Below are 26417 nucleotides of genomic sequence, written 5' to 3'. Positions count from 1 at the left end.
GAATGGCCTTCACGCGTTACGGGCAACGATCCCCTTATCGTTAGTTCGATTTCTCTTGACTTTGGAGTTAACCCCAAGGTTTAGCATGGGCATACCGTCATCCAGCTGGCCTTTTGGCCTGCTCCGATTCAAGCGAAGGGGATTTCGATAGAGAGCCTACCCGACGGTCGAACTCAAGCCAAACTGGAAGGAGGATTTGATGACAGAGCGGATTGATTTCACCGTAACCGGTGACGAGAAAATCCACTGCAGCGGCTGCGAGACGCGAATTCGTTTCGCGCTGCAGCGCCTGCCAGGCGTCCAGCACGTGACCGCCGACGCCGGCACGCAGCGCGTGGTGGTCGCGTTTGACCAGGTACTGCTCACCGCCAGCCAGATCCGCGAGAGGCTGAATGAGCTGGGCTTCCATGTCGAGGTGTTGTCATGACTACTGCAACGTCCATTGAATCGGCTCCGCGCTTCTGGAGTGAAGAGCCTTCCAGCCTGCCAGGCCGGCGGCGCATCCGGGCGCGCATCGGTGGCCTGCACTGTTCGCTGTGTACGGGCACGATCGAAAAGGCACTGGGTAAGCGACCCGGCGTCGACAAGGTCGCCGTCAGCCTGACCCATGAACAGGCATTGATCGAGTATGACCCCCAAGTCGCAGACGCCGCGGACTTGCTGCAGACGCTCAAGGACATTGGCTACACGGTTTCCGATCCACGCAAGCTGCGTCCGTACGATGAAGAAGAACGCGCGCTGGTGCGCGAGCGTGGCCGCTTCCTGACCGCCCTGACGGCCAGCATCGCCTCGATGGGTCTGGTCGGCTATCCGGTCGACAGCGCCTGGTTTGTGCTTTGCGTGTTTTCTCTCGTCAGTCTGGTCGCCTTTGCCTTCGTCGTGTTGCGTGGCTACGGGCTGCAGCGGGCGATCGTCGGTACGACCCTGCTCGCAGCGTTCGGCGCGGGCATCTATTATTTCAAGCTGCGCGGCGTGTTCGGCGCGGCCGTCCCGTGGCTGACCGGCGCACTCGCCCTGACGCTCATCTTCGGGGTGGGCCAGCACATTGTGAGAATGGCCTTCATGGCGCTGCGGCGCGGCATCCTCAACCAGCATGTGCTGGTGGAATTCGGGGCGTTCGCGGGCCTCGCCGGCGGGGCGATTGGCCTGGCGCTTCATCCGGTCGCTTATCCGACGGAAGCGTTTTTCGCCGTGACCGTGATGGTGCTCAGTTATCACATCTTTTCCGAATGGCTGTCGCTGATCGTCAAGACCCGCAGTTCGCAGGCGGTCAAGAAGCTGCTGGACCTTGAGCCTGACGTCGCGTATCTCGTCCGGGATGGTCAAGAACACGAGGTGCCGCTCGAACAGGTGCGCGTCGGCGACTTGGTGCGTATCCGCCCGGGCGGTCGCGTGCCAGTTGACGGCAAGGTCGAATCGGGCGAATCGGACGTGGACGAATCACTCGTCACCGGCGAGCCGCTAGCCGTCGACAAACGCAGCGGAGACCGGGTCGTGAGTGGCGCGCTGAACGGACACGGCACGCTGCTCGTGCGTGTCAGTGTGGTCGGGGAAGACAGCTTTCTCAGGCAGGTGATTCGCAGCGTCGAGGACGCCCGCGCCCTCAAACCCGGCCTGCTGCATCTGGTGGATCGCGTGCTGCGCGTGTACACACCGCTCGTGCTGTTCATCGCCGCTGCCGCGGCCCTGTTCTGGCTCGTCGGCCCCCTGCTGGTCGGCGCCTCGCCGGATCTGCAACGGGCGGTGTTTGCTGGGCTCAGCGTGCTGGTGATGGGGTATCCGTGCGCGGTGGGGATTTCGGCCCCGTTGTCGATCGTGCGCGGAGCGGGCGAAGCGGCCGAACGCGGCGTTCTGATGCGCACCGGTGAAGCGTTTCAGGCGCTGCGACGCGTGAACCGCGTGGTGTTCGACAAGACCGGCACGCTGACCGAAGGCCGCCCCGCGTTGCGGCAGATCGTCGCTACGGTCGGCACCGAGGACGAACTGCTCGCGCTTGCCGCAGCGGTAGAGGCCTTTTCTGAGCACCCGCTCGCGCGGGCGGTGGTGGAGGAAGCGTTTAAACGTGATCTTGCGCTGCCCGAAGTCGAGGGATTCCGGGCCATCACCGGCCAGGGCGTCCGCGCGCAGCTGGGCAGCACGACGCTGATGGTCGGCAGCCCGTCGTTTCTCGCGGCCGAAGCCGTGGATCTCGCGGACCACGACGAACGCATCAATGAACTGGAAGCGCGCGGATTGACCGTGATCGGTGTTGCGCGCGACGGCGTTCTGCTCGGTGTACTGGCGCTCGGCGATGCGCTGCGGCCTGACGCGGCCGATACCGTGCGCCGCCTGCACGCGCTTGGCATTCGCACCAGCCTGATCACCGGTGATAACGAGCAGGCGGCACACCATTTTGCACATGCCGCCGGGATAGAGGAAGTGCATGCCCGTGTGCTACCGGCCGGGAAAGCGGCGCTGGTCCGGCAACTGCAGCAGGGCGCACGGGTGGCGATGGTCGGCGACGGCATCAACGACGCACCGGCACTGATGCAAGCCGATGTTGGCATCGCCTTCGGGAGTGGCGCTGACATCGCGATCGAGTCGGCCGACGTGATCATCCTCAACCAGCGGCTCGGCGCAGTACTCGAGGCCTATGCAGTCAGTCGCAACAGCTATCGCAAGATCGTGCAAAACGTCTCGCTTGCCTTCCTGTTCAATGGCATCGGGATTCCCGCGGCCGCGACGGGACTGATTTATCCGATATGGGGCATGGTCGCGATGGCCGCAAGCGTGACCGCGATCTTTATCAACTCGTTATGGGGTCGGGGTGACTATTTCTTCGAAGCCATCCGGGCGGTTGGGCACCCGCCCCAGAGGCCATCCGATGCGGTCGCATCCTTGAAGAAAACCAGTCACGCGTAAAAGCGTCAAGCGGCGCGTGCCCCACCATTACTGGAGATTTTAGCGATGTTCAAGTCCATCACATTCGAGGTCATCGGCGACCAGCGCCTGAACTGCGAGAAATGCGAGCAGCGTGTCACGCGTCTGCTCACGCCGCTGGGAGGCGTACGGCAGGTGCATGCACAGGCCCATGACCAGCGTATCAACGTCCTGTTTGACACGACGGCGGTCGAACCGGCCGCACTCGCCGCATGCCTGGGCGAGGCCGGTTACGAGACCCGGGTCGTCGGTTGAACGGCCGGTCCGCGGCATTTTATTGAACCGGGTATACAGCCTGGAATCGCCGCCACTGGAGAACCATACGTGCGAACACCCATCAATTCGAGCAAGCGAGACCTTGCTGGTGCGAAGGCATCTCCAGAAGGAAGTCCGGCACCCGAGCCTCGGCGCCGGACCGACCCGCGTGGCGAGGTAACTCGGGCGCGCGCCGGAATGACCATCGGGAAGCTGGCGAAGCTTGCCGACGTCAGCACCGATACCCTCCGCTTCTATGAGGATGAACGCCTGCTGATCCCCGCAAAAAAGAGCGAAGCCGGCTATCGACTGTATGGCGAGGACGCGGTGCGCCGCCTGGACTTCATCAGACACGCCCAGCACTGCGGCATGACGCTATCGGAAATCCGCCAACTGCTTGAGATGAAGGCCGACGACCGCTCGTGCTGCAGTGACGTACGCAGCCTTGCGATCCGCAAGAAGCTTCAGCTCGAACAGAAGATCAAGACGATGCAAGCGATGTCCCAGGCGTTGAGCGAGCTGATCGAGATCTGCACGGACGAAGGCAAGCCGGTGGACGACTGCCCCATTCTGGCAGCACTGGAGTCCAGCATGGCAAACCAGCAGCACGAGCCACACTAATTCGGAACGCGAACCATGAGCATCAGGATTGAAGTGTTTTCGACATCGGGCTGCAGCCACTGCGAGCGCAGCCGAGATAGCCTCAAAGCCATCGCCCAGGCGTTCGCGCAGCGGGTGACGTGGCGCGACGTGAACCTGCTCGATGAACTGGATTACGCCGTGCGACTCGGGGTGTTGACCCCACCGTCGATGGCGATTGACGGCGAGCTCGTGTTCCCGAAACTGCCCAGCGCCGCCCAGCTTCATGACGAACTGGCGCGGCGACTTGAACGTGAACGCATGTGAGTCATTGCCACCGCAACGATGACGCGCGAGGTCGGCGTGACAACGGCCCGGGATAGAACCGGAACACCTTCTGGGAGCACCACATGAATATTGAGTCACTGCGTGCGACGCTTGAGCAGGCAAGCCTGGCGTCGCTCGGGATCGGCTTTCTGCTGGGATTTGTGTTCACCTTCAATCCGGTCGCACTGGCCTCCATTCCGGTTTCGCTCGCCTACGTCACGAAGTCGCGCGAACCGAGAACAGCAATCCTCTACGGCGGCCTGTTCGTTCTGGGGATGGTGGTCATCCAGACGTTACTGGGGCTGATTGCCGGCTTTGGGGGACAGTGGGTAGCACACTTGGTTGACCGGAAGTGGGGCCTCGTCCTGGGGCCCGCACTGATTCTGCTGGGGTTGATGTGGCCTGGATGGATCAGGCTGCCGTTGCCATCGATTTCGCTTCGCGGAAAACGGGCCAGCAGTGGCTGGGGGGCTGCCGCATTGGGCGCCGCCTTTTCCGTCGCGGTCTGCCCGTTTTGCACGCCTGCGCTTGTGGTGCTGCTCGGTGTCGCGGCGGGTATCGGATCGCCCCTGTTCGGCGCGACACTCTTGTTTGCGTTTGCGATGGGGCGGGCAGTCCCCGTCATCCTGGGCGCCGCAGCGGTGGGCTGGCTGGAGAGTCTCGCGATACTTCAGCGTTACCAGAAGGCATTCGAGGTGGCTGGTGCGATCACGCTGGTGCTGGCCGGGTTGTACATGCTGAACGCGTATTTTTTTGTCATTCCCCAACTGGCGGGTTAGGCCAAGCTGACCGATTGACGTAGCAAGGAATTCAACGTGAAACATGACACCACCGCCCGGGGCCCCGACCATCACGAACGGGAGCGCCTGCTGCGGATGCTCGCGGCCGCCACGTTCATTATTTTTTTCCAGGCTTACATGGTCGCGCCGATCATCCCAGCACTCTCAAGTGCTTTCGGTACGTCGGTGCAAGCGGTCGGTCTCGTGGTACCGGCTTACCTGATTCCTTACGGCGTTGCCACCCTGGTCTATGGCCTGCTGGCTGATCGAGTGGGCGTTAATCGTGTCATGTTCGCCTCCCTGGCGGCTTTCGCGATCTTGACAGCGTTGACGGCGACCGCGACATCCGTCAGTCAGATCGCGCTATGGCGTGTGCTGACAGGTGTGGGTGCCAGTGGCGTCGTGCCACTCGCGTTGGTTCTCGTCAGCAAGCTGTTTCCTTACGAGCAGCGCGGCCGCCCCCTCGGCTGGCTGTTCGGCGCGATGGCGGGAGGCATGGCCTTCGGCTCGCCACTGGGCGCGATGCTGGTGCCATTCATCGGCTGGCGTGGACTTTTCCTGCTGGCCGGGATCGCAGGGGGAGTTGTCCTTGGTCTGTTTCTGCCCTATCGCCGCATGATCGCCGGGGCGATGCAGCCAATCGGCGGCTCGGTCGGTGAGCTCTTTCGGGGCTACCTGACTCTGCTTGAGACAGCGCGAGGGCGGCGTACGTATGGCTACGTCTTCGTGAATTCGATGTTCCATTCCGGCGTCTTCACCTGGCTCGGTGTGTATCTCCAGCGACACTACGGCCTTGGGCCTATGGGTATTGGCCTTGCGTTGCTGGGTTACGGCGTGCCGGGATTTCTGCTCGGACCGGTCATCGGCCGCGCGGCGGACAGGTGGGGGCGTGCGAAGTTATTGCCGATCGGGCTCGTATTCAGCGCGCTCGCCGCTGCCGCGCTGCTCGTCGGGTTCCCGCTGCTGCTTGCGCCACTCGTGGCGGCGGTGCTGTCATTGGGCTACGACATGACCCAGCCTCTCTTCGCCGGCATTGTGACAACACTCGGCGGCAAGCGTCCGGGACAGGCGATGGGCCTGAACGTATTCACACTGTTCGTGGGCTTCGGCCTGGGGAGTCTCATTTTCGGCGAGGTGTTGCATTTCGGCTTCGGCGCGGCATTGGGCGTATTTTCAGCCGTTGAGCTGACAGCTGCCGTATGCTCCCGCTGGCTATTTCGTACCGAAATTCCTTCTACACCAACAGGCCTGTCATCCGGGGGTTAGTGTTCGACCGGGAAGTGCATCGTTTGCTCGCGCTCGTCGCCGAGCGTCGGCTCTCACTTCTGAAGAAGGGGTGATTACTTTCGAATCTTGAAGACACTGACGAGGTGCGCCGCCAGCTCGCGCGTCTGCTAAACCTTCAAGTAGTCGTCGCACTCGGCGATGAGCTGCCGCACTGCCGAGCCGTTCTGGCTAGACGCTCAATGTCAGGCATCTGTACGGGCGTCGGGCGCCTTTTTCGCGTCTAAGCGGCATCAGGCGTGATAATCCAACATTATCCCGCCTGAGAAATAGCGTGTTTCTGTGGCGTCTTGTGTGATTGATCGGTATGTAATTACATGGTATGTAATGCATTATGAAATCCATCGAGAGACCGATATGGCACGTGGTGGCTTGTACAAGACCGAGGTCCAGAAGGCGCGGAACAGTCTGTTGGCGCAGGGAAAGCATCCTTCGGTCGACGCCTTACGGGTGGCCTTGGGCAATACCGGCTCCAAGACCACCATCCACCGCTATCTGAAGGAGCTGGAGGCCGAGGACGGGCCACGTGTCGGTGCGACGGTGGCGATCAGCGATGCCTTACAGGATCTAGTCGGCCGGCTGGCCGAACGCCTGCACGAGGAGGCCGAGGTCCGGATCACCGCGGCGCAAGAACGCTTCACGGCGGAACGCCAAGCGCTGACTGCCACCGTGGAACAGCACCGCCAAGAAGCCACGGCGCTCAGCACGCAGCTGCAGCGTACCGATATCGCCCTGCAAGACGAAAAGGCTGCCCATGAACAGGCCCAACAAGGGCTTCGTGATCGCGCGTTGCTCGTCCAGCAGTTGGAGGAGCGGGTCGCCGGCATGACCACTCGGCTGACTGAGCACGAAGCGCACATTCAGTCGCTGGAAGACAAACACCAGCATGCCCGCGATGCCTTGGAGCACTATCGGACGGCAGTCAAGGAACAGCGCGACCAAGAGCAGCGCCGGCACGAACACCAGGTGCAGGGACTGCAGGTCGAGTTGCGACAAGCCAACGACACCATCACGAGCAAGAATCACGAGCTACTGCAGCTCAACCGCGATAATGCCCGGATGACCGAGCATATCAATCAGCTCGACAAGGAGTTTCGCCAGTTCCGCACCGAGCATCAGAAACTGCAACACGCCTACGACGCGAATCTGCCGCTGGCCAAGGAGCATCCAACCTTGCAGATGCGTTTGGCCCAGGCCGAACAGGGGCAGGCACATCTGCAAACCCAGCTCGCGGCGGCCGAAACTCTATTGGCCACCGAACGGGATCACCGGCGACAGGCAGAGACCCAGTGCGCCGCCAGCCGAGCACGGTTGGAGGTACTGGAAGAAACATTTGCTCGAATGCGCACAGTCAGTACCTCAGACGCCCATGAAGCTGAAGTGATACCTCGTGGGAATCCGGCGTGATCGAACATCCGACGTTGCTAGTCACGACGAAGATAGATCATTGTTATATAAGCTATTTTAGCGCTTATTTTATACTATCGGGGGATGGCACAAATAGCCATACAGCTAATTTTAGCTAAGTCCAGCTAAACCAATCGGGAGTTCCCCCGGCTCCGTCCGCCGGGTTACCTTTAGTGAAGGCCGATTGTGGCACCTTATTTTTTATAAACAATAGTTTACGGCGTTTTCCGGAAATTTTGAGGATTCCGGCTTAGACCCCCGGATCGGATGGTCATCGAGTTGGCCGCAGTTCGCGGGCAATTGGAAGGGATGGGCACGGCGGTGCAGTCGCTCGAAGCCCGGGCGAAAGCCGCAGAAGCTCGGTTAACTCAGACACCCGCACCGCCTCGAAAACGCCGGCAACATTAGAACATCGAAAGACGCGCTTTACATTTTTGGGGGTTGGGCAAAATTAGCCATCTACGCCTCCCATCCCATAAAAACACGCACCATGTGGGCATGGTACGGAGATTTCCTGCTTTGTCAATCCGTATATGTACGATGTACGTTCTAAAGAGTATCTTTTACTTGACAAACGTCCCATAATTGGGATTATGGGAACAAACAGGGGGTTTCCTCGATCCTGAAATCGGGGAGACCATGAAGTGGAAAATTCCGCCGAGAGTGCTGCTGAAATGAAGCAAGCGATGAGCGAAACCCAAGAACAGGTTGCTGTTGAACGCTTCGACCTGGCCTCCTACCCGACGCTCCTGCGCACGGCGAAAGATCCGACCAGGCTTCGCCGCCAATTCGACGTCCTCGCCGAGGGCGCTGCATCAGGGCAGATCCGTAACGTCGTGTACAACGACGCCCGGGAAATCGTTTCCCGGGCCGTGGAAGTCGCCTGGAAAGCCGTTCGGGGACCGCACACAGACGGCCGCTGGCTCAAGCTTCCGGAGGAGGTCCGCGACCTGGATAGCAAAATCAGCGTCTGGGGTATCCACAACGTCACCGCCGCCTATAAGCGCCTCGTCGGGACCAAGGTGGTCCACCCCTTGATTGCGAACATGCGCGCGCTGGCCATCGAGCTTGTGCCGCTGGCTACCGCGCTTGCCGACCTGAAGACCAAGATTGTCAAAGGCCGGGCGCCCAGCACCGGGCCAAGCAAGCCGGAGAACCCCAACAAGGTCGTGAAGACTTGCCCGTGCTGCTTCCGCAAGATCGCGGTCGTCCGCGGCAAGATGGCTCACCACGGCTACAAGCGTCCGGGCATGGGATGGCAGACCGGCAGCTGCCCTGGCATCCGATTCAAGCCGCTTGAAGTGTCCAACGAGGGGCTGGTCTGGTTAATCGGTACCTATCGGGAGGATCTGGTCAACTGCAAAGCAGCTCTAGCCCGTCGGGACCAGCTCGACGTGCTCATGGTCCGCCGTGGGCTGGGTGTCGCGAAGGTTACGCCAGACATGCCGGAGTGGAAGCAGGAGCTGCGATTCTGGTGCGTCCGGATCGAGAGTGACATCCAGGGCCTTACGGACTCACTCCCCAGGCTCGAAAAGATTCTCGCCGAGTGGAAGCCGGAGAAGCCCGCGTGAACCGGTCATCACCCAAGAAGCCGCTCACCGAGCGAGTGCTTGATGCCGAAACCCGCGGGAACCAGTGGCTCGCCGACGCCAATGAGGCGAAAGAGCGCGGCGACCACAAACGAGCGGAGCATTGCTGGGAAAAGGGCCAGTTCTGGCTGGACCGCGCCAACCGCCTCCTCGGCTACACCGATAAGCCCGCACCGAAGCACTAATTTCCCTGGAGATGACGACGATGGCCAGATTCACCGGAGCTGTGCGGTTCAGCGATGGCTCGCTGATGTACTTCGTCTACAACGGCGTGGTCGACGTCGCTCGCCCGCGGTTGTTTGCCACCGTGACCGAGGCAGAGGCTGCATGGGATGACACGCCTGACTTCGCCGTGCCGTCCCATGTGAGGGATGCGGAACGGGTGGAAGTGATGCCCTACTACGTTGGAGGGGACCAGGAGGTGATGTTCCTGAGCCAGGCCAGCAAGTCGCTGCGCCTGATCACCGGGCCGCGCGATCTCGACAGCGCGATGCGTGCGCAAGATTACTAAATTCGGATTGCCATCCAAATGAAGACCGTTGTCTACCAGCTGGCCGAGCCGAATGGCGCCTATGTGGGACAGGCTGTCATCGGCCCACCTGATCTGGACCTCACCGGCTACGCGGCACGGTACCGGGCCGAAAACTACGCTGCTGCTGAAGCGAATCAGGATGACTACTGCTTCGTCTCCGAGGAAGGATTCCTTGAGTGGCTGATTGCGAAGGGAATCGTTCGCCCCCTGCCCTATCAGACGCTCACGGTCGCGATCGAGCATACCGGCGAGCACGCCTACACGCCCAAGCACTGGCCCGAATGCCCATCATGCGGCCACGGCCGTGGTGAGGAAGAGATGGGCCGAGTGCTCCATGAACTGAACCGGGCGGAATGGTTTCGCAAGTGCACTGAATGCGGGCATACCTGGGGACATCAGGACCAGCCATACATGGGCGACAAACCTATGCTGGAAGACGACGGGCGCTATGTGGAGGCGGGGTGTGTGCCCTACTCCATCAGCAAGGTCGGCGGCTTTCCGATGGAAAAGGTCCTTGAAGTGTGCCGCGAACGAGGCTGGAGCGAACAGCACGGCATGGATGAGCACGAAGGGATCTCCGCCGCACGTTCGTTTGGCTTGAACGTCGAATTCTTCAGGCAACTGCGGCATGTGGAAGGAAGGGTCACGTTGCGCCGCGTCCTCGACATCCTTCCCGCCGGAAAGAACTACATCATCGCGACCAAGAGGCATTGGCTGCCTGTGGTGCGGGGCGAGAACTGCGACCCGGCCAACACAAGCCTACGCAGCGAAGTGCTCAATTGCTGGGAAGTCACCGAAGAAACCCAAGCATCAGTAGAAGCTCCCGCTTGAATCACACTCGACTTTTGCCGGATGTCCAATCCCTAAAACTACTACCAGGTGGAGTTCGCCAATGTCTCAACACGATGATCAACTCACGAACAAAGATCACGACGATATGGATGCATTTCTCGTCGCCGTACTCGACGACTACAAGTCCGGGGATATCAAGAGGAGCGCGGCAGTCAGCGCGCTTGCACACGTCTTTGGCGCACTCGACAAGCGCAACTACGGCGAGGTGCGAAGCTGGTTCCAACAGGGTAGAAAATTCATCCGCAACTAGCGGCACCAACCGTGAAGGTTTGTGCCGCAGCTATTCTCGACCCGCGGTAGGCAATGCCTCTCTACCACCCAAGCGCGCCGCGAAGCGCGCCTGAAGCTCAGGCGCGCGATCGAACACTTCCTTGCGAAGCGCCTCTTGCCGCTCGGTGGTCGTGGCCCCTGGACTCCATTCGCATAGCGTGTCCGCTACATCGTCCGGGGACTGGCCGTGCTCACCGATACTTTCCTCGATGACGGCCTGCTCGATCGCGCCCCAATCGACGTCCTTGGCGGAACCGAAGGAAAGCGCCTGGTTGGCCTTCTCCCACAGTGTGTAGCCCGTGCCTGCGCGCTCGCGCAACTTGTAGAGGCCCTGAACGCGCCTGGCCTCCTCTTCCGCTGAGCGCGCCAACGCAACTGCGTCCCGGATATTGAACTTCAACATCTCCTGGCCGCCGACGAAGTAATCAACGGCCTCGTCGGCGCGCTGCTTGATCGCATCGGCCGTGGTCAAGCCCAGCAGCACTAGCGCGCGGATGTCCTCGCGGTCCATGTCCTGGAAGCGCGCGATCTTGCTCACCGCAAGATCCACAGGCTGCAGCACATGCACGCGGAAATTCCGGAGGCCGAAATCAATGAATTCGGCATCATCCCGGTAACCCGGGTGCATGAGCGCAAAGGTCGAGTTGTAGTTGGTGTCGATGTACATCGGACGTGTCGAACCATCGCCCTGTTCTACATCGACCAGGACGTCGTTCGGGATGGCAATGCGAGCATCGAACTCCGCATCCACGTCCATCGTCATACGGTTCTGCGTGTACAGATGGACGGCCATGCCACCGGCCAGGTAGACATTCACGGAATGCGAGAGCTTCAGCCGCTCTTCAAGCTGGAGCAATAGCGCCTTGAAGGCCTTCGCCTGGTCGGTCTCGGTGTAGTAGCGCTGGGCCATGTCGCTATGCGGCCAGTTGCCGGGTCAGCATGTCCCGCAGGCGCGGCAAGGAAGCAACCCAGCCGCGTCCCACGACTTCAGCCGTGCTCACGCGTTCGCCCGGATGCCGGTCGAGATAGCGATGACTGGCCAGCTGCAGCCTCTCGGCGGCCCGAGGATGGACGCCCCCGACGACGCCTGCCGCCACATGGAAGACATTGGCCTCGCGCGGACCTTCGGCCACGGCCACCTTGCCCCGGGCGGCGTCCACGCATCGGGTCAACAGAGCCGCTTCACGATCGCGCGCATTCATCGCCATATCACTCATTTTCCACGGTTCGGACCCATGGTGCCACTGTACAGCAGACACGGCCAAGGCGTGACGAAAAAGACTATCAAAAAAGCTTGACGTCGTGGTTTTGATGCGTCAATGTAGCCATACATTAAACCATTTTTCTAACATGCCATATTGACGGAATGCGTTCGCCATAGCCGATTCGGCCGTGGCACTGGCACGGATAGGGACAGAGCGTCAATGACTCCAGCCAAGATCCGAAGGCACCTCGACGCTTCCGAACGGGAGCCCGCGTGATGACCGTCTACGTCGACGACATGCGAGCGAGCTTCGGCCGAATGGTGATGTGTCACCTGCTGGCCGACAGCGACGAGGAGCTTCACGCGATGGCCGAGCGGATCGGCGTCGCGCGCAAGTGGTGGCAGGGACCGCCCAAGACCCGGTATAGCCATTACGATATCGCCCTCTCCAAGCGCGCCCTTGCCGTCCAGGGCGGTGCCGTTGAGATCACGTTGCGCCAGGCGGGGGCCATGAGCTTCCGGCGTCGCGCCACCGGGCAGCTGGGTCACCCTGCGGACGCCCTGGAGTGGCTCGCCCAGTTCCACGCGCAGCGGCGCAAGGCCTGCGCATGAGCACGCATCTTTCAGCGATCGCCGGACTGTTCCAGCGTCACACGTTCCGGTTCGCCAACGAGATCATCCTGCACGACGCCCTCGCCGGCCTGCTCTCCGAGGCGGGGTACACGTTCGTGCGGGAGCACCGGTTCGACAGCAAGAACCGTACTGACTTTTTCCTGCCCGTCGAGGGCGTGGTTATCGAGGTTAAGGTCGACGGCACGCTCTCCCAGGCGCTGCGCCAAGTCTCGCGCTACAGCACGCTGGAAGGCGTTTGCGGCATCTTGCTCGCTGCAGCAACCGCCTGGGGTAGCGCTCCGGTTGGAGACATCCCCGAACTGCATGGCCGCGCTTTGCGCATGGCCCACCTCCAACGGAGGTTCCTGTGAACTACGGGACAGTCACACTTGCAAAGGGCTACTGGGAGGTGCGGTGTGACCCTCAAGTGCGCACGCTCTTAAAGCGCGTTTTCCCCAAGGCTCCGCAGCAGGCAAGCGATGCCATCCGCCTTTCCGACAACGCACAGAACGGACGTGACCTGCTGTGGTTTCTACAGCGGTATCCCATGGAGGTGCGCGACATGCCGCATCTCCTGGCCCAGTCCCATCGCCATATCGAGTGCGAACTCTCGATCGCTGCGCTACTCGGCAAGGTGCGCGAACCGGAGACGTTCGAGCTGGCAAAGCCTGCGCGCGACTATCAGGCGTTCGCCGCCACCATGGTCGAGGTCCGCGGCGCGCTGCTGCTGGCCGACGAGTTGGGCCTTGGAAAGACCGTTTCGGGTATGTGCCCTCTCGTCAGACCGGGCCGCCTGCCCGCCGTCGTCGTGTACCCGGCGTATCTCCCGAACCACTGGGAGGAAAAGATCGCCGAGTTCCTCCCGGAACTCAGAGTGCATACGATCAAGGCATCCAAGCCCTACGACCTGATCAAACGCCCTGGCTCGCGCGTGCGCGACCTGTGGGACACGCTCCCTGATGTCATCGTGATCAGCTACCACAAGCTGCGCGGCTGGGCCGAAACCCTGGCCGAGATCGCGCGCTATGCCGTCTTCGAGGAATGCCAGCAGCTGCGCAATAACAAGAGCGAGCTGTATCACGCCGCCGAATACTTCGCCCAGCGTGTTCCGCTCAAGATGGGCTTGAGCGCCACACCCATCTACAACTACGGCGAGGAGTTCTACTGGGTCATCAACGTCCTGATGCCCGGTGTACTCGGTACCTTCGACGAATTCGTACGCGAGTGGTGCGCAACGATCGGCAACGGCAAGCATCGCCTCAAGGACCCTGACGCCTTTGGCGAGTTCCTGCGACGCGAGGGAGTCATGCTCCGGCGTACGCGCAAGGACGTTGGGCGCGAGCTGCCCCAGTGCTCGGTCATCCCGCATCAGGTCAATGCCGACACGCTTGAACTGAATAATGGCGGCGCTGATGCGATCGCGCTCGCCCGGACCATCGTTGCGCACAACGAGCAGTACCGTGGCGAGCGCTTCCACGCCAGCGGGGAGTTCGACCGGATGCTCCGCCAGGCGACCGGCATCGCCAAGGCACCCTACGTCGCCGACTTCGTTCGGATGCTGGTGGAGTCCGGCGAGCGAGTTGTCCTGTTCGGTTGGCACCGCGCGGTCTACGACATCTGGCTCGAACGCCTCGCCGATCTCAAGCCCGTGATGTACACGGGCAGCGAGTCGCCACGGCAGAAGCGCCTCGCCAAGGAAGCCTTCGTCAGCGGCGAGTCCAAAGTCCTCATCATGTCGCTGCGCTCCGGCGCTGGCATGGACGGCATCCAGTACGTATGCAAGACCGCCGTTATCGGCGAGATTGACTGGTCCTCTGGTGTGATGAAGCAATGTATCGGCCGCATCGACCGCGACGGCCAGGAAGAACCCACGTTCGGGTACGTCCTGCTATCCGACCAGGGTGCCGATCCTGTCATGGCTCGTGTCGCCGGCATCAAGTACGAGCAATTGGAGGGCGTCATCAACCCCGATGCTCCGCTCACCGAGCGCGTGGACATCGGTGAGAACTCACTGCGTGAACTAGCCCGCCACTTCCTTGAGCAAAGCGGCATTGAGGCCGACGAGTCCGAGCTGGAGGCTGCTGCGTGAACGTCTTCTTTTGATCCCATGGAGTAATAACGTGTTCTATAGAAATGTCAGCTTGTTCCGTTTTTCTCCCGCCGTTGCCAAGGACCTGAGCCGCCTCGACGAGGCGCTGGCCGAGCACCGGCTGCGGCCCTGCGGCCCGCTGGAAATGTTCACCAAAGGCTTCGTGCCGCCGGTCGGTCGTGGCGAGGCCGAGCCTCTGACCCACACGGTGAAGCACTTCACGCTGCTGACCGTGGGCGGCGAGGACAAGCTGCTGCCAGCCGCGGTGATCAATGACGAACTGCACCGCAAGGTGCAGAAGATCGCCGAGGAAGAAGGCCGCAAGGTCGGCGGCCGCGAGCGCAAGCGGATCAAGGAGGATCTGCTGACCGAGCTGCTGCCACGCGCGTTCGTGCGCAACTCGCGCCTGTCCGGCTATGTGGACACCAAAAACGGCTGGGTGGTACTGGATACCTCCAGCCGCAAGTCGGCCGAGAACGCGTTGACCCAGATCCGCGAGGCGCTGGGCAGCTTCCCGGCGGTGCCGCTGGCGCCCGAGGAAGGTCCGCGCGTGCTGATGACCGACTGGTTGGCCAACGGCAACTTGCCGGCCGGGCTGACCCTGGGAGACGAATGCGAACTGCGCGACCCGGCCACTGCCACCGGCGCGATCGCACGCTGCCGCCGGCAGGACATGGACGCTGAGGAGGTCAAGGAGCATCTACGCAACGGCAAGCAGGTCTTCATGCTTGGCCTCACCTTCGATGAGCGGATTAGTTTCGTGCTGGGCGAAGACCTGGTGATCCGCAAGCTGAAGTTCCTCGACGTGGTGATGGACGAGTTGGGCGACAGCCAGCAGGACGCCCAGGCCGAGCTGGACGCCAGTTTCGCCCTGCTCACGCTGGAACTCGAACGCTTGCTGGGCAAGCTGGAAGAGTGGTTTGCCCTTCCCCGACCCACGGACGCATGAAATGCAGATCGATCCCAACTTTATGACGGTGGTCATCCGCTTGCCGTCTGATCCGGCAGAACGAAAAGCGCTCGTCGAAAGCTTCAACTTCGGGTCTGACCGCGGATACATGGGCGGCGAATGCACCGCCATGTCCATGGGCGATGTCATCACCGAAGTTGAGCGCCTTGAGGCCAACGCGCCGTGATGACCGACGCCAGCCCCCTTTCGATCCTGGCTATCCATCCGTCACGGTCGCCGGCCTACTCATCCAACCTGCACCGCTGGCTGCGCATGCAGCAGCGGCGCGGCTTGGATCGCGCGATCAACGATCAGGTGTTCCGTGTGACCGCCGGCAGCCTGTTGTGCCGGCGCTATGACTTTGCCCCCGGCGAGCTGATGATCGGTCGTGCCTACGAAAACCAGCCGTTCGCCGATGACTTCTCCGGCGCCCAGCTCATGCACGTGCTGACGATGGGGAGCCAAGCCATCCGCATGTGCTACCCGGGCGGCATGGGTGGCTTAGAGCGCATCAACGACTTCTGGGAGCGTTATCACACCATCGGTCGGTGCGCGATCGATCCCGAGCACGGCGTGCATTTCATCGACGACACCAACCGCTTCGAGGTTCAAGGTGACACCCGCGTGTGCCGCTGGTGCGGCGCCAAACAGCACAAGGCACACCGCACCGTGCGAGTTGACATCGAGACCTGGAAGGCCGCCTGAGCAAATGAACACCGTCCCCACCACCAGTTCCCCGGCGTTCCGATAGGCCATTCTCCCATGAGCGAACCAGCCTCTTCTCCTTTGGTCACCCTCGCCGAGCGGCTTGTAGCGATCGACGAACAACTCGTCGACCCTGAACTTCAGCAAGCCTTGGGCCACGGGCTCGTGCGCGAGCTGCGCACCGCCATTGTCGGGTTTCGACAGCGGCACGCCGATCTGTGGCCGTCTCCACAGACCGAACTCTTCTGAAGAGCCCAGCCATGGACCACTCCACTGCATTGCGCCGTGTTCGAGCCTGTCTTCGCCTGGCTGCTTCGTCGAACCCCCACGAAGCGGCCGCTGCACTGCGTCAGGCGCAGGCATTGATGGCTCAGTTCGGCATCGGCCATACCGAGGCCATGAACGTGGACGAGGCCGAGGCGCCGACCCGCTCCCGCGGGGCCGAGGTGCCCACGTCCATCCTGCTGCTGGCCACGATTTGTGCCAGGGGTTTCGGCGCACGATGCGTCCACGTTCAATTGAACGGGCGCACGGTCATTCGCTTCTATGGCGTCGACGGTATCGCCGACGTGGCTGCATATGCCTTCACGGTCTTGCGTCGTCAAATGGATACGGATCGGCTCAAACATGTGAGTCGTGTGCGCAAACGCGCCAATCGCGAAGAGCGCGGAGAGAACTTCGCGAGGGCATGGATCTACGCCATCAAGCAACTTTTCTCGGATGTTGCACCCAACGAGGCGCAAGTCGCCTTGCTTGAAGAAGCCATTCGACATCGCTATCCGAACGCGACCAAAGGCAATGGCGGGCGAAACCTTACCCGGCGAAAGAAGGTCGGCTCGCAGGTCACCGAGTCGGATTGGGTGGCCGGATACAGCAAGGGCCTCGATGCCAAGTTGCACACCGGCATCCAAGGGGGCCGTGCGGATGAATCCGCACAGAATCAGCTGGCACTGGAGTTCCACGCATGATCACGATCGAGGAAACCGCTGCGACGTGGCGCGTGACGTCCGAGATGCTTTCCGTCATCGCCGCGCGCAAACCATCCTTGCCACCACCGCCATCGGAGTCCTCCCGAGCCGTGCAGCTGCGCGTACGCGCAGCGGGTGGTGAGCATCAGGTGGTCACCTTGCAGGGCGGGCCGGGAGGGTACCGCCGAACGCCCTGCACCGAATGCCCGTGGCGCAAGGACTCCACCGGAGTCTTTCCCACCGAAGCCTTCGTGCACTCGGCAGGAACGGCCTACGACATGGCCACGGAAATGTTCGGGTGCCACCAGAGCGGCACAGCCAAGCCCGCGACATGCGCAGGCTTTCTTCTGCGCGGCGCAGATCACAACTTGACGGTTCGCATGGGTCATATGACGGGCAAGTTCAAGCGCGACGTCCACGACGGTGGTCATGCCTTGCATGCCAGCTACCGTGATATGGCAGTCGCCAACGGCGTCGACCCTAACCACCCAGCCCTGAAGCCCTGCCGGTGATGGTTGGTGGTGCACAGCTACAATCACTCACCTGTCGCCGCTGTTGGGTGAAATGATGAACGACCTCGCGCTGATACCTGTCGCCGCGCAACTGGTCGCCCGTGGTGGGCCTTCGGGAGCAAACCCCGCCATCACCGCCCAGAATGATCTGGAGGCCGCTGCAGCGTTCCTGCGGGCGCGTAGCAGCGGCTCCAGCCACACCTTCGAGGCCTATCGGAAGGAGGTCGCCCGGCTCCTGGTCTGGCTGGACGAGCAGCGCCTGACGTTCGCCGGAATGACGGTCGATGACGTCCACGCCTTCTACGATCACCTGGCCGACCCTCCGCAGCACTGGTTGCGCCCGCGCAAGCCGCGGCACGATGAAACGCTCAGGCCGACGCAGCTCCTGATTGGCCCGTTGTCCAATAAGTCGATCCAGTACAGCCGTGCCGTGCTTGGCCACCTGATGAAGTACCTGCAGCACGCAGGCTACCTTCAGCGCAACGTGTTCCTGCTGTCGCTCAGGCCCGCCGTAGTGAAAACCACCGCTCCCACCAAGTTCCTCGATCTGGAATCTTGGCAATGGTTCTGGCAGTGGTTGACGGCTCGCCCCGAGTCCAAGCCCTTCGAGGCTGCACGTGCGGCGCGCCGCCGCTGGGTCTTCGCCCTGCTCTATCACTCAGGCATCCGCCGTGAGGAAGTCGCGAGCGGCGTCATGGGTGACTTCACGCGCACCGATCGCTTCTGGACGCTGCGCGTGCTCGGCAAGGGCAACAAGGAACGCTTCGTAACGGTCAACTCGGCCCTGCTGGGCGAGTTGCGCGGGTACCGGAACAGCCTTGACTTGCCCGAGTACCCGGTCCCGACCGAGCGCCACCCCCTGGTGATGTCGATACATACCAAGCGCCGGTCCCAGCGCCTCACCCCACGCGCGATCGGTGCGCTGGTGGCGAAGACCGCCAAGGAGGCCGCCGTGGACTGCGAAGACGCACACACACGGGAGCGGCTGCTCAAGCTTTCCACGCACTGGATGCGTCACACCAATGCAAGTCAGCGATTGCAGGCGAAAGCGTCACTCGAATCCACGCAAGACGAACTCGGACATGCCGACCCGCGCACCACGCGGATCTACGCCCAGGTCCACGACGATGCCCGCCGCGAGGATGCCGAGAAGCTGGCCAGGCTCGCGGCTCAACCACGTTCACAAAAAAAGGAAGACTGAGATGATCGCGCACATCCAACACTTTGCCGGTGCGGTGTGGTCACCCAAAACCGAGCGCGGCGTGATGGCACGTCTGCTCTCCCTGCCACCGATTATCGGCATCGCATGCATTCTGGCGGCTGTCGCAGCCCTGCATAGGGGGTGGATCGGGCCAGGCGCGACGCCGCTCTCTGGGGTGGCACGCGCCACCATGATCCTGGTGGCGCTCGGCGTGTTCTGGTCAGGAGCCTGCGGCCTCTGGTACGTCTTGGGCGTGGCCTGGTTTCTCTGGGCCACGCGTCAGGCCAAGCTCCAGTTTCGCGTCGAACAGACGACTGACCCCACTCCCTATCTGCTGAGTTGCCTGTGGAAGCTCCCGATCGCCAGCGCAGCGCTCTGCTGGCTACCAATCTTCACGCATGTCAGCGTTATCCCAGCCAACATACCGCGCTGGGCGCTGGCGATCGGGATGATCGCCTCGCAGCTGATCATCACCTACCTATGGATCGGGGTGGCCCGTGGCGTACTGCGATGGAGGCACGGAATCTGATTGACAGCTGAAGAGACAGACTGCAGCACGGCAGGCCACATAGATCGGCACGACCGGCGCCATCCCCTCTCGCGAGCGCGGAACCTTTGACAACTTGGTGCCGCTGACGGAAACTTCGACAGCGGCTGCGGCAGCCGCTGTCGTCGGAGTGGCTTGACCACCATCAGAACCCGAGAGGGGCCGCGATGCAACACTGGCATTCCACCTTCCAGCCTCCCTTGAGCGCGCTCACGAGGCACAGCCTTCGGCAATCCGACCCCGCCGGCTGAATCCACTTCGTGCACGTGCTGGAGACTCAGCAATGAATGCACCTACCTCAGTTGATAACCGGTTTCTGCCGCAGTCGGCGCAGGATTACTCCCGCCGCGCGAAACACTTGGCGTGGATCACTCAGCGGCCATTGCAACTTTGTCAGGAAATCCTCGCCAAGGCCTACGGCTACAGCGGCGCACACGAGGTCCGGGCTCTCATTGCGGCCGGTCGAGTCGAGGGCGATCCCGAATCGGATTGGCTGGCCACCGCCGGACGCCGAATGCAGATGGAAGGTGAATTTGGCAACCGACTGCTCGATGTCCTGGCCGGGGGCAACACACGCGCGGATCTCGCGACGCTGAAACCTCGGGACTGGCTCGCCCGTGACATCGGCCTCGCCCAGCCGTGGGAGGAACACAAGCGCGAATTTACGCGGGTGCAGAACTCAATCCTGGTAGCGTCCATGGAGGAGCCGGAGGCGCTCCGCGGCACCACGCCTCTTGATTACGGCCGGGCCTATCGGACGTCCTCGGGGGATTACACCATCGCGCTGACCGCGGCTGGTCAAGCGGTGAGGGATGTGCTCACGCGTTGGTACGAGGAGGAAGAAGGTTCGCAGCCGATTTCTGCGCGTGCGCAACGCGATAGGATCGCAGCACTCCGAGCACGCCACTCCGGCAATCCTTGGCTGGTCGCCAATGCCGTCCTGTCGACGAGCTACGCACTCTCGTGCGCCGGAGACCATTCCAGCGACGCGTGGCAGGATGTCCTCACCGAGGCTCGTACAGCAATCGCCTTGTTCGAGCGCATTCTGTCAAGTGAGCAGTGCGCCAGGTACGCCGGCGCCAAGTTGATCTCGGCTGGCTTGGGTTTCGGCAACGAAGCGTATTCCTACCCGAGCACGCTCTTTTACGCAGGCGTTGCGGCGCTCAACACCAACCGCGTGAGCGAAGCCATCGGCTTTCTCGAACGGGCCTACCTGACCGATCCACGCGATGGCGCCGGGGCACGATTCTCCCTGAATTATGCGTATGCGGTGCGCGCCGGGCACGCGGAGCCGCCAGCCTTCTGGGACGAACTGACGTTTGGACAGATCCTGCGCGCAATTACACTGATCGAAACGGGCGACCATGAGGCAGGGGTCGACGCCTTCTCGTATGCGCTGGTCGAGCGACTGTGGCAAGAGTTCAACAATGGATACAAACGGGCGCCACGGTCCTTCACAGGGTTGCTTAAGGCGGCGGCGCCGGTCGCCACCAGCCACGCCGAGGCGTGGAGCACCTTGACCGCTGTCGCCAAGGACGCAACGGTCCAGCGGGTCATCCGGGACTTCATGGCGATGGCGCGACGTAGCTTCTACGTTGACCTCGACCACGACTCGGCATTCCTCGCTGAACAAATCAGAGACGCGCTTGATGAGGAGTCCACGAGTGAATGACACCGTTCCGGCCTCGGCTCGCACCGGCCATGTCGCCTACGCCATGGCGCCAGCCGAGGCGCTGATCTGCGTGATGCAGCTCGGCGTCTCGATGCTCGGCGCGTACTTCGCTGCCGAGCATCATGAGGAACGCGAGTTGGCGAACGTCCTCGATCTGGAAAAGCTCTGCAGTGGCCTACACGGGATCGCTTCCGTGGCCGCCCGCAATGAAGTACCGGCGCACATTCAGGAAGACGAGTTCGGCGTCACCAGCTTATTGACGGGCAGCGCCTTGGTGCCGCTTCCTGGCGGTGCCGTCCACATTGACGTCACGGTCATCTGCTCCTCGGACGCCTCCGACTTCGATGCCATGGCCAGCATCGCCATACCGTTGGCAGCTCAGGTCTTGTGGATGGCAGTTGGCGCGGTAGACGTGGACTCGGTGCTCGCCAAGCTCCCCGACTGGTTTGCCAGTATCGGCATGCCAATTGACGAGGACGAGGAGGAGCCCCCGGAGTTGCCCGATTGCCTGGTAAGCGAGGCCCTGGATGCCGTTCATGATCGGGTGGCGTATCGTGATGGCGTCATTGAGCGCATGCACGCCTCGACCCAGGCGCAGGCGGTGCGGGCTGCCGTAGAAGCCCATCGACGAACCGAACGGCAGTTGACGCGGCACGTTAGCCAGCTGCAGACAGAGCTGGAAACACAGCGTGCCGTTACGCAACGCCAGCGTGATCGCGCCGACGCCGCCGAGCGCTCACTCCGCAGCGCCTCCTCGTCCACGGCCACCGCGCGACCTGCCGGCTTGGCGGCTGGCGTTTCGGCCGCGGACCCACGCGACGCAGCGCTGGACCAGCTCCGGCTGGTCTCCAGGCAGCAAGCCGAGGAGTTGGACCGGCTGCGTGCCGAGGCGTTCCGACTGCGGGAAGATCTTGACCGGCGCGATAGTGCCCCAGCGATCCAGGCGCCGAGGTTGCCCGAGCAGCTACATCCCGCCAACCTGCATGGCCTGGCCAGCTGGGCACAGGCGAGTTTGGGCGGCCGCGTCATGGTGCACGTCAAGGCGGCGCGGGCCGCGCGCAAGAGCGGATTCGCTGACCCGGGCTTGGTATATCGAGTGCTGGAAGCTATGGCGACGCACTACTGGTCGATGCGTTTCCGCGGCGACGTTGCCGGACGCGCCGCCTGGGAAGCGTTCCTTGCCAAGGAGCACCTCACCTGCGGCCCGACTGGCGCGGCGGTAAACGACCACCGCACGCGTGCCGCCTACCTGGTCGACTGGCAGCGACGCACGGTCGAACTCGACCAGCATCTACAAGGCAACAGCAGCCGGGACGAGGCGCGTTCGTTCCGCGTGTACTTCCATGTGGATCTCGAACGACAGGTAATCGTAATCGGCCACCTACCCTCGCACCTACCCAACAGTCACACGTAGCGCTAAGCATCGCATTCTCTGGTTCTGGCTACTTCTCGGCCGAAGCGTTGGCCAGCGTCCGACCGCAGAAGCCGGTGTGTGAGCGCTCCTCAAACTCGGTGACGCTGAAGTCAGACATCCACACTGTTCTCGGATCGCCACTTCAGGTAATCCGACACGTCAAAAAAACCGGCGACGGCCGCATTACGCTCCAGCATCCACAGCGTCTCGCCGGGCTGGATGTGCGCGGCTAACTCTGCGGGGTAATGACCCCGTGGATCTACAGCTGAAGAGTGATCATTGTCCCCAGTTTCCTCCTCTTCACTGGCGGCCGCCGCCTCTTCGGCAAGCACCCGTTCGTACGCCTCTTCGTCGAAAGAATGCTCCCATGGCTTATCCAACCACTCATTCCGAAGACGCTCAATCTGCTCGGGTGTGTCCGTAGGAAGACCTTGAAGCTCACACAGTGCCTGCGAATCAATCTCCTCCGGATAGACCTGCAGCACAACCGCAAGGCGAAGACGATCGGCCGCGTCACGTACTTCATCTTCGATTGCCCACTGCTTTTGCGCGTCCTCCCAGGCCTGGTCCAGTGCCTCAATGTGTTCCAACTCCGCTTGCCGGGCCACCGAAAGCTCCTTCTGCGCCTGCAGCGCATTGAGAAGAACCTCCGCCCAGTTATCAGGAGGTGGACAACAACCTGCCTCGACGAGATGAGCATTCACGACTGTGAGCAATGCCATGCTTTCTTCGCTCACCGGTTCGGTCACGACCGGATCGGTGTCCACGTCTTCGATCGCGGGAGGCATGCCCTTCTTGATACGGCCGTTGCCCATGCGGTCGGTCAGGTAGCGGCTCCGCCACACTTCGTTCGTGCGACCATGCTTGCCTTCCATTTCAAGGCTGCGCGCATACCTTGCGGTGAACATGTGGAAGTAGCGCTGCCGCTCTTCGCTGAAGTCAATGGTGAGGTTGTGGAAGCGCTGATAGAACGCTTCGTCATGGCCACAATTGATGCTATCTCCCTCATGGGAGAGTTCGTGATTGACGATGCTGAAGATGCGATTGGCCGTCTTCATGGGCGTCGCACTCAACTGCCGGACGATACGCTCTTCGATGGCGATGTAGCTTTTGCCATCCGTCCATGCATCCGCGGCATTGGAGGTGCCGATGAAAAAGGTAAAAGCACGCCCGCCATAGATGCTGCCATCGCGACGCTTTCTGCCTCCCGTGCATGCCCGTGCGTAGTGGCCAAGTACGCTTCGCAGAGCCGTCCACACGCGGCGTGTTTCGCGATCCAGTGTTTTCTCACTCACCACCTGGGTGCGCTCCAAGAACGCATCGCGCAGCGTGATGAAGTCGATCAGCGTAGGTACGAAAGCCCAATCGGCAATCCAGGCATCTTTTTTCACCCCGGACAGCGCCGCAGCTTTGAGTTGTTCAACGATCCTTTCAAGGCAGTCCACGAAATCGGAGCCGTTGTGGCAACCAAAGCGCTCCAATGTCTGCGGGTGAATCAAAACGGCCAGACGCTCACGGGCAATGGCTTCGGCCTTGGGAATGTCGTGCCCGTTCTCGACCACGGCAAATTGGGGCGATGTGCCGCCCTTTTTGCCGTAGCGGGTTTTCTGCAGAAACTCGAAGAGGGTGACATGCTTCTTGCCCGGCAAGAGCGTGATCACTTCTTCCTTGTTGAAGAAGTTCAACGAGCCATCTTCACCGGCCAGCAAGGCCATCGCGACTCTTTCCCGCCGCGCTTCCGTCTTCCGATGGTCACCCAGACTCGAAGCCAGCGAACTCGCGAGCGTCGTGAGTTGCGCGGAGATGCGCTTCCAGATCGGGCAGGTCTTCCGGAGGATCTCTGTGCGGGAGACATTGAGCCCGATGGCCTGCTTAGTGACCACTAGGCCACCAGCACCCCACAGGTGACTTGAGTCATGCCGCACAAGCACGCCAAGGTTGTAGATCGAAACCGCACCTTCTTCCTTCACCCGGTAGTAGGCAAATTCGTCTTCGAAGTCCCAGCGCTCGGTGCGAGGGTCGCGCGTGATCACCCGCCCGTTCAACTCCACGATGATCGGCGTGTACTTCACGAGATCCCGAACTTCCTGGACGGCCGACATCAGCTCGACCTCGGAAAGCCGCTCGTACCACGTGCCACTGATACCGCAACCACTCTCAGCCGCATCGAGGTCATCCAGGTCGTAGCCATAGCCCATCGTCCTGGTGTCGACGGACATCTGCCAGCGATTGGACGTCCAGACGGTCGACGCGTGGGCCATGATCTGCCCACGTCCAAGGCGAAATCGACCGTACGTCGCATCGCCTTCGTCGTGGGGCGTGCCAAAGCGCCCGAAGTAGCGGAGCACGTCATCGCGACTCGCGAAGCCTTGGCCATCGTCCCGGCACTCGAACCCGTCGCGCGTCATCGTAAGTTGAACGGTGGTCGCATTCGCGTCCACCGAGTTCATCAGCAGCTCGATGACGGCCTTGCCGATCGAACCTGCCTGGCTGTAGATGATGTGGTGAATAATTTGCGGGTCAAGCTCGAACGGAAGGCGCATGTTTTATCTATCTCATTGTTGGCAAGGCGATGACGCCTTTCGCCAGAACCTCGTCTTCCTGTTCGCGCGCCAGTCGCGAAGCAGGAAGACGAGGCGACAAGCGCAGCGCGTCAGTACCTGTTGTGGCCGAGCCGTCTGCCATGGTCGGGCCTTGGTTATGCCGGTTCACTCGCATCACTTGCATGGACCCGGACGGCGTAGTGCTCGGCCAGCTCGGCGCGCGCCTCACTCACATCCATGCCACAGCGCGCCTCCATGTCATCCAGCATGGCGAAGGCCTGCGGCTCGTCTTCCAACGCCACCCGCTGCTCCTGGTCAAGCTCCAGCAGGTTGAGGCGCCGTGCCTCGGCGTTCAACGTTTCGGCCACAGCGCTGAAGAACGCTTCCTTATCGAACGGCTTGGTCACGAGGGGCGCATCGAAGGCAACGCCAATGACATCCCCGATGCGCTGGAAGTCTTCAGCCGTCGGCTCGTGGAAGCCGACCCCGCCACCCGCAAGCTCATGCACGTCGAGCTGAAAGCGCGTTTCGAGCACGCCTTCCACGGTGGGTTTGGACGATACCCACCACACATGCTCGGCGTAGCTCGGGGACGGATACGAGGCCCTGTCGATGCCGAACCGGCGAGCGGTGGCGGCCATTTGCTCGGCCGTCATCCATTCGCGATCGACCTTTGTACCGAAGTTACGCGCTTTGGACGCGTCTGGGCGAAGCTTGATCGCCGGCTCGGTGACGCTAGTCACCGACACCAGATAGCGAGGACTGGCATCCACCTCGGTCTTCGCCACGGGCTCGATCTCGCCCCACGCAAGGTGCAGGTTGGTGAGCGTTTCCCGCACACGCTCACGCGTCTTGGCATCCCAGTCTGCAGGGATCTCGCCGTTGTGCATGAACACCACTGTAGCCACATCGGTCAGGTGAACCCATGGATTGTCATCGCCCAAGGCGATGCTTTGCTGACCATGGAAAAACTCGGCCAACTTCAGACGACTTCCAAAGAGTTCCTCGTACGCGCCAACGTCATCAAGACACTTCCAGCGCGTGATGAACTCGGCCACAGTGAGCGGCTTGACGTTTTCTTGCGCTGCATTTGTGTCGTCCGTGCTTCCGTCGAAGCCAGGCGGGGTTATCTCGTGGGACTTGTTCATGACTCGATTCCTAAACGCAGGGGACCATGGAGGAGCGGCGTGATACCTTGTCAGCTGATC

At 61.8% G+C, this 26417-nt stretch carries 30 protein-coding genes; 26 read left to right on the top strand and 4 right to left on the bottom strand.

Features of this window, described 5'->3' with window-relative positions; all coding sequences use genetic code 11:
• The first annotated feature begins 199 nt into the window (after nucleotides 1–199).
• From AC3WP6_RS16540 to AC3WP6_RS16480, 13 genes are all read left to right on the top strand, one after another.
• The gene (locus AC3WP6_RS16540) at nucleotides 200–427 is read left to right on the top strand and encodes a heavy-metal-associated domain-containing protein (protein ID WP_008217383.1); all 228 of its coding nucleotides are present in this window, start codon (nucleotides 200–202) and stop codon (nucleotides 425–427) included.
• Complete coding sequence (locus AC3WP6_RS16535) at nucleotides 424–2901, top strand: heavy metal translocating P-type ATPase (RefSeq protein ID WP_008217384.1); 2478 nt, start codon at nucleotides 424–426, stop codon at nucleotides 2899–2901. Before AC3WP6_RS16540 ends, AC3WP6_RS16535 begins: the two co-directional genes overlap by 4 nt.
• Nucleotides 2902–2946: 45 nt before the next feature.
• The gene (locus AC3WP6_RS16530) at nucleotides 2947–3174 is read left to right on the top strand and encodes a heavy-metal-associated domain-containing protein (RefSeq protein ID WP_008217385.1); all 228 of its coding nucleotides are present in this window, start codon (nucleotides 2947–2949) and stop codon (nucleotides 3172–3174) included.
• A 198-nt stretch (nucleotides 3175–3372) separates the two neighbouring features.
• Nucleotides 3373–3795: a heavy metal-responsive transcriptional regulator gene (locus AC3WP6_RS16525; RefSeq protein ID WP_008217386.1), complete on the top strand. Its 423-nt coding sequence runs from the start codon at nucleotides 3373–3375 to the stop codon at nucleotides 3793–3795.
• A 15-nt stretch (nucleotides 3796–3810) separates the two neighbouring features.
• On the top strand, nucleotides 3811–4080 hold the full coding sequence (locus tag AC3WP6_RS16520) for a thioredoxin family protein (protein WP_008217387.1): 270 nt from the start codon (nucleotides 3811–3813) through the stop codon (nucleotides 4078–4080).
• Between the two features lie 83 nt (nucleotides 4081–4163).
• Nucleotides 4164–4859, top strand: coding sequence for a cytochrome c biogenesis CcdA family protein (locus AC3WP6_RS16515; protein WP_008217388.1), 696 nt, complete (start codon nucleotides 4164–4166; stop codon nucleotides 4857–4859).
• A gap of 36 nt (nucleotides 4860–4895) precedes the next feature.
• Nucleotides 4896–6125 carry an MFS transporter gene (locus AC3WP6_RS16510; RefSeq protein WP_008217390.1) on the top strand — a complete coding sequence of 410 codons (1230 nt, stop codon included), beginning with the start codon at nucleotides 4896–4898 and terminating at the stop codon, nucleotides 6123–6125.
• Between the two features lie 345 nt (nucleotides 6126–6470).
• Nucleotides 6471–7550 carry a DNA-binding protein gene (locus AC3WP6_RS16505; protein ID WP_008217391.1) on the top strand — a complete coding sequence of 360 codons (1080 nt, stop codon included), beginning with the start codon at nucleotides 6471–6473 and terminating at the stop codon, nucleotides 7548–7550.
• 644 nt (nucleotides 7551–8194) lie between these two features.
• Entirely contained in the window at nucleotides 8195–9121 is a 927-nt protein-coding gene (locus AC3WP6_RS16500; RefSeq protein WP_492628821.1) for a hypothetical protein, read from the top strand.
• Complete coding sequence (locus tag AC3WP6_RS16495) at nucleotides 9118–9324, top strand: hypothetical protein (RefSeq protein ID WP_492628820.1); 207 nt, start codon at nucleotides 9118–9120, stop codon at nucleotides 9322–9324. Before AC3WP6_RS16500 ends, AC3WP6_RS16495 begins: the two co-directional genes overlap by 4 nt.
• A gap of 20 nt (nucleotides 9325–9344) precedes the next feature.
• Nucleotides 9345–9650: a hypothetical protein gene (locus AC3WP6_RS16490; protein WP_492628819.1), complete on the top strand. Its 306-nt coding sequence runs from the start codon at nucleotides 9345–9347 to the stop codon at nucleotides 9648–9650.
• An 18-nt stretch (nucleotides 9651–9668) separates the two neighbouring features.
• The gene (locus AC3WP6_RS16485) at nucleotides 9669–10502 is read left to right on the top strand and encodes a hypothetical protein (protein ID WP_492628818.1); all 834 of its coding nucleotides are present in this window, start codon (nucleotides 9669–9671) and stop codon (nucleotides 10500–10502) included.
• 61 nt (nucleotides 10503–10563) lie between these two features.
• The gene (locus AC3WP6_RS16480; protein ID WP_492628817.1) at nucleotides 10564–10773 is read left to right on the top strand and encodes a hypothetical protein; all 210 of its coding nucleotides are present in this window, start codon (nucleotides 10564–10566) and stop codon (nucleotides 10771–10773) included.
• 30 nt (nucleotides 10774–10803) lie between these two features.
• On the opposite strand, the gene AC3WP6_RS16475 is transcribed toward AC3WP6_RS16480, so the two are convergent.
• On the bottom strand, nucleotides 10804–11703 hold the full coding sequence (locus AC3WP6_RS16475; protein ID WP_492628816.1) for a DUF6036 family nucleotidyltransferase: 900 nt from the start codon (nucleotides 11701–11703) through the stop codon (nucleotides 10804–10806).
• 4 nt (nucleotides 11704–11707) lie between these two features.
• The gene (locus AC3WP6_RS16470; RefSeq protein WP_492628815.1) at nucleotides 11708–11995 is read right to left on the bottom strand and encodes a hypothetical protein; all 288 of its coding nucleotides are present in this window, start codon (nucleotides 11993–11995) and stop codon (nucleotides 11708–11710) included.
• Between the two features lie 278 nt (nucleotides 11996–12273).
• Between AC3WP6_RS16470 and AC3WP6_RS16465 the strand changes: the two genes are divergently transcribed.
• The 13 genes from AC3WP6_RS16465 to AC3WP6_RS16405 all read left to right on the top strand — a co-directional run bounded on the left by AC3WP6_RS16465 (nucleotide 12274) and on the right by AC3WP6_RS16405 (nucleotide 22666).
• Entirely contained in the window at nucleotides 12274–12609 is a 336-nt protein-coding gene (locus AC3WP6_RS16465; RefSeq protein ID WP_492628814.1) for a DUF4031 domain-containing protein, read from the top strand.
• On the top strand, nucleotides 12606–12980 hold the full coding sequence (locus tag AC3WP6_RS16460) for a hypothetical protein (protein ID WP_492628813.1): 375 nt from the start codon (nucleotides 12606–12608) through the stop codon (nucleotides 12978–12980). Before AC3WP6_RS16465 ends, AC3WP6_RS16460 begins: the two co-directional genes overlap by 4 nt.
• The gene (locus tag AC3WP6_RS16455) at nucleotides 12977–14698 is read left to right on the top strand and encodes an SNF2-related protein (protein ID WP_492628812.1); all 1722 of its coding nucleotides are present in this window, start codon (nucleotides 12977–12979) and stop codon (nucleotides 14696–14698) included. The genes AC3WP6_RS16460 and AC3WP6_RS16455 overlap by 4 nt, the downstream gene beginning before the upstream one ends.
• Before the next feature lie 31 nt (nucleotides 14699–14729).
• Entirely contained in the window at nucleotides 14730–15647 is a 918-nt protein-coding gene (locus AC3WP6_RS16450; RefSeq protein WP_492628811.1) for a recombination-associated protein RdgC, read from the top strand.
• A gap of 1 nt (nucleotide 15648) precedes the next feature.
• On the top strand, nucleotides 15649–15834 hold the full coding sequence (locus AC3WP6_RS16445) for a hypothetical protein (RefSeq protein WP_492628810.1): 186 nt from the start codon (nucleotides 15649–15651) through the stop codon (nucleotides 15832–15834).
• Nucleotides 15831–16352 carry a hypothetical protein gene (locus AC3WP6_RS16440; protein WP_492628809.1) on the top strand — a complete coding sequence of 174 codons (522 nt, stop codon included), beginning with the start codon at nucleotides 15831–15833 and terminating at the stop codon, nucleotides 16350–16352. Before AC3WP6_RS16445 ends, AC3WP6_RS16440 begins: the two co-directional genes overlap by 4 nt.
• A gap of 57 nt (nucleotides 16353–16409) precedes the next feature.
• Nucleotides 16410–16601 (top strand): hypothetical protein, encoded by a 192-nt coding sequence (locus AC3WP6_RS16435; protein ID WP_492628808.1) that lies wholly within the window; start codon nucleotides 16410–16412, stop codon nucleotides 16599–16601.
• An 11-nt stretch (nucleotides 16602–16612) separates the two neighbouring features.
• Nucleotides 16613–17320 (top strand): DUF7168 domain-containing protein, encoded by a 708-nt coding sequence (locus AC3WP6_RS16430; protein ID WP_492628807.1) that lies wholly within the window; start codon nucleotides 16613–16615, stop codon nucleotides 17318–17320.
• Complete coding sequence (locus tag AC3WP6_RS16425) at nucleotides 17317–17832, top strand: DUF6283 family protein (protein WP_492628806.1); 516 nt, start codon at nucleotides 17317–17319, stop codon at nucleotides 17830–17832. Before AC3WP6_RS16430 ends, AC3WP6_RS16425 begins: the two co-directional genes overlap by 4 nt.
• A 55-nt stretch (nucleotides 17833–17887) precedes the next feature.
• A complete protein-coding gene (locus AC3WP6_RS16420) occupies nucleotides 17888–19033 on the top strand; it encodes a tyrosine-type recombinase/integrase (RefSeq protein WP_492628805.1) in 1146 nt (381 codons plus the stop codon).
• Nucleotide 19034: 1 nt separating this feature from the next.
• The gene (locus AC3WP6_RS16415) at nucleotides 19035–19562 is read left to right on the top strand and encodes a hypothetical protein (RefSeq protein WP_492628804.1); all 528 of its coding nucleotides are present in this window, start codon (nucleotides 19035–19037) and stop codon (nucleotides 19560–19562) included.
• Nucleotides 19563–19863: 301 nt separating this feature from the next.
• Nucleotides 19864–21252 carry a hypothetical protein gene (locus AC3WP6_RS16410; RefSeq protein WP_492628803.1) on the top strand — a complete coding sequence of 463 codons (1389 nt, stop codon included), beginning with the start codon at nucleotides 19864–19866 and terminating at the stop codon, nucleotides 21250–21252.
• Nucleotides 21245–22666 (top strand): hypothetical protein, encoded by a 1422-nt coding sequence (locus AC3WP6_RS16405; protein WP_492628802.1) that lies wholly within the window; start codon nucleotides 21245–21247, stop codon nucleotides 22664–22666. The genes AC3WP6_RS16410 and AC3WP6_RS16405 overlap by 8 nt, the downstream gene beginning before the upstream one ends.
• 110 nt (nucleotides 22667–22776) lie before the next feature.
• Here AC3WP6_RS16405 and AC3WP6_RS16400 read toward each other — a convergent pair whose 3' ends face one another.
• Nucleotides 22777–25209: an ATP-binding protein gene (locus AC3WP6_RS16400; RefSeq protein WP_492628801.1), complete on the bottom strand. Its 2433-nt coding sequence runs from the start codon at nucleotides 25207–25209 to the stop codon at nucleotides 22777–22779.
• Nucleotides 25210–25364: 155 nt separating this feature from the next.
• Nucleotides 25365–26357 carry a hypothetical protein gene (locus AC3WP6_RS16395; RefSeq protein ID WP_492628800.1) on the bottom strand — a complete coding sequence of 331 codons (993 nt, stop codon included), beginning with the start codon at nucleotides 26355–26357 and terminating at the stop codon, nucleotides 25365–25367.
• Nucleotides 26358–26417 lie beyond the last annotated feature (60 nt).

The sequence above is a fragment of the Rhodanobacter sp. FW106-HT46G03 genome (genome assembly GCF_058789895.1).
The sequence above is the reverse complement of the archived record's forward strand: the minus strand, read 5'-3'. Positions and strand labels throughout refer to the sequence as shown.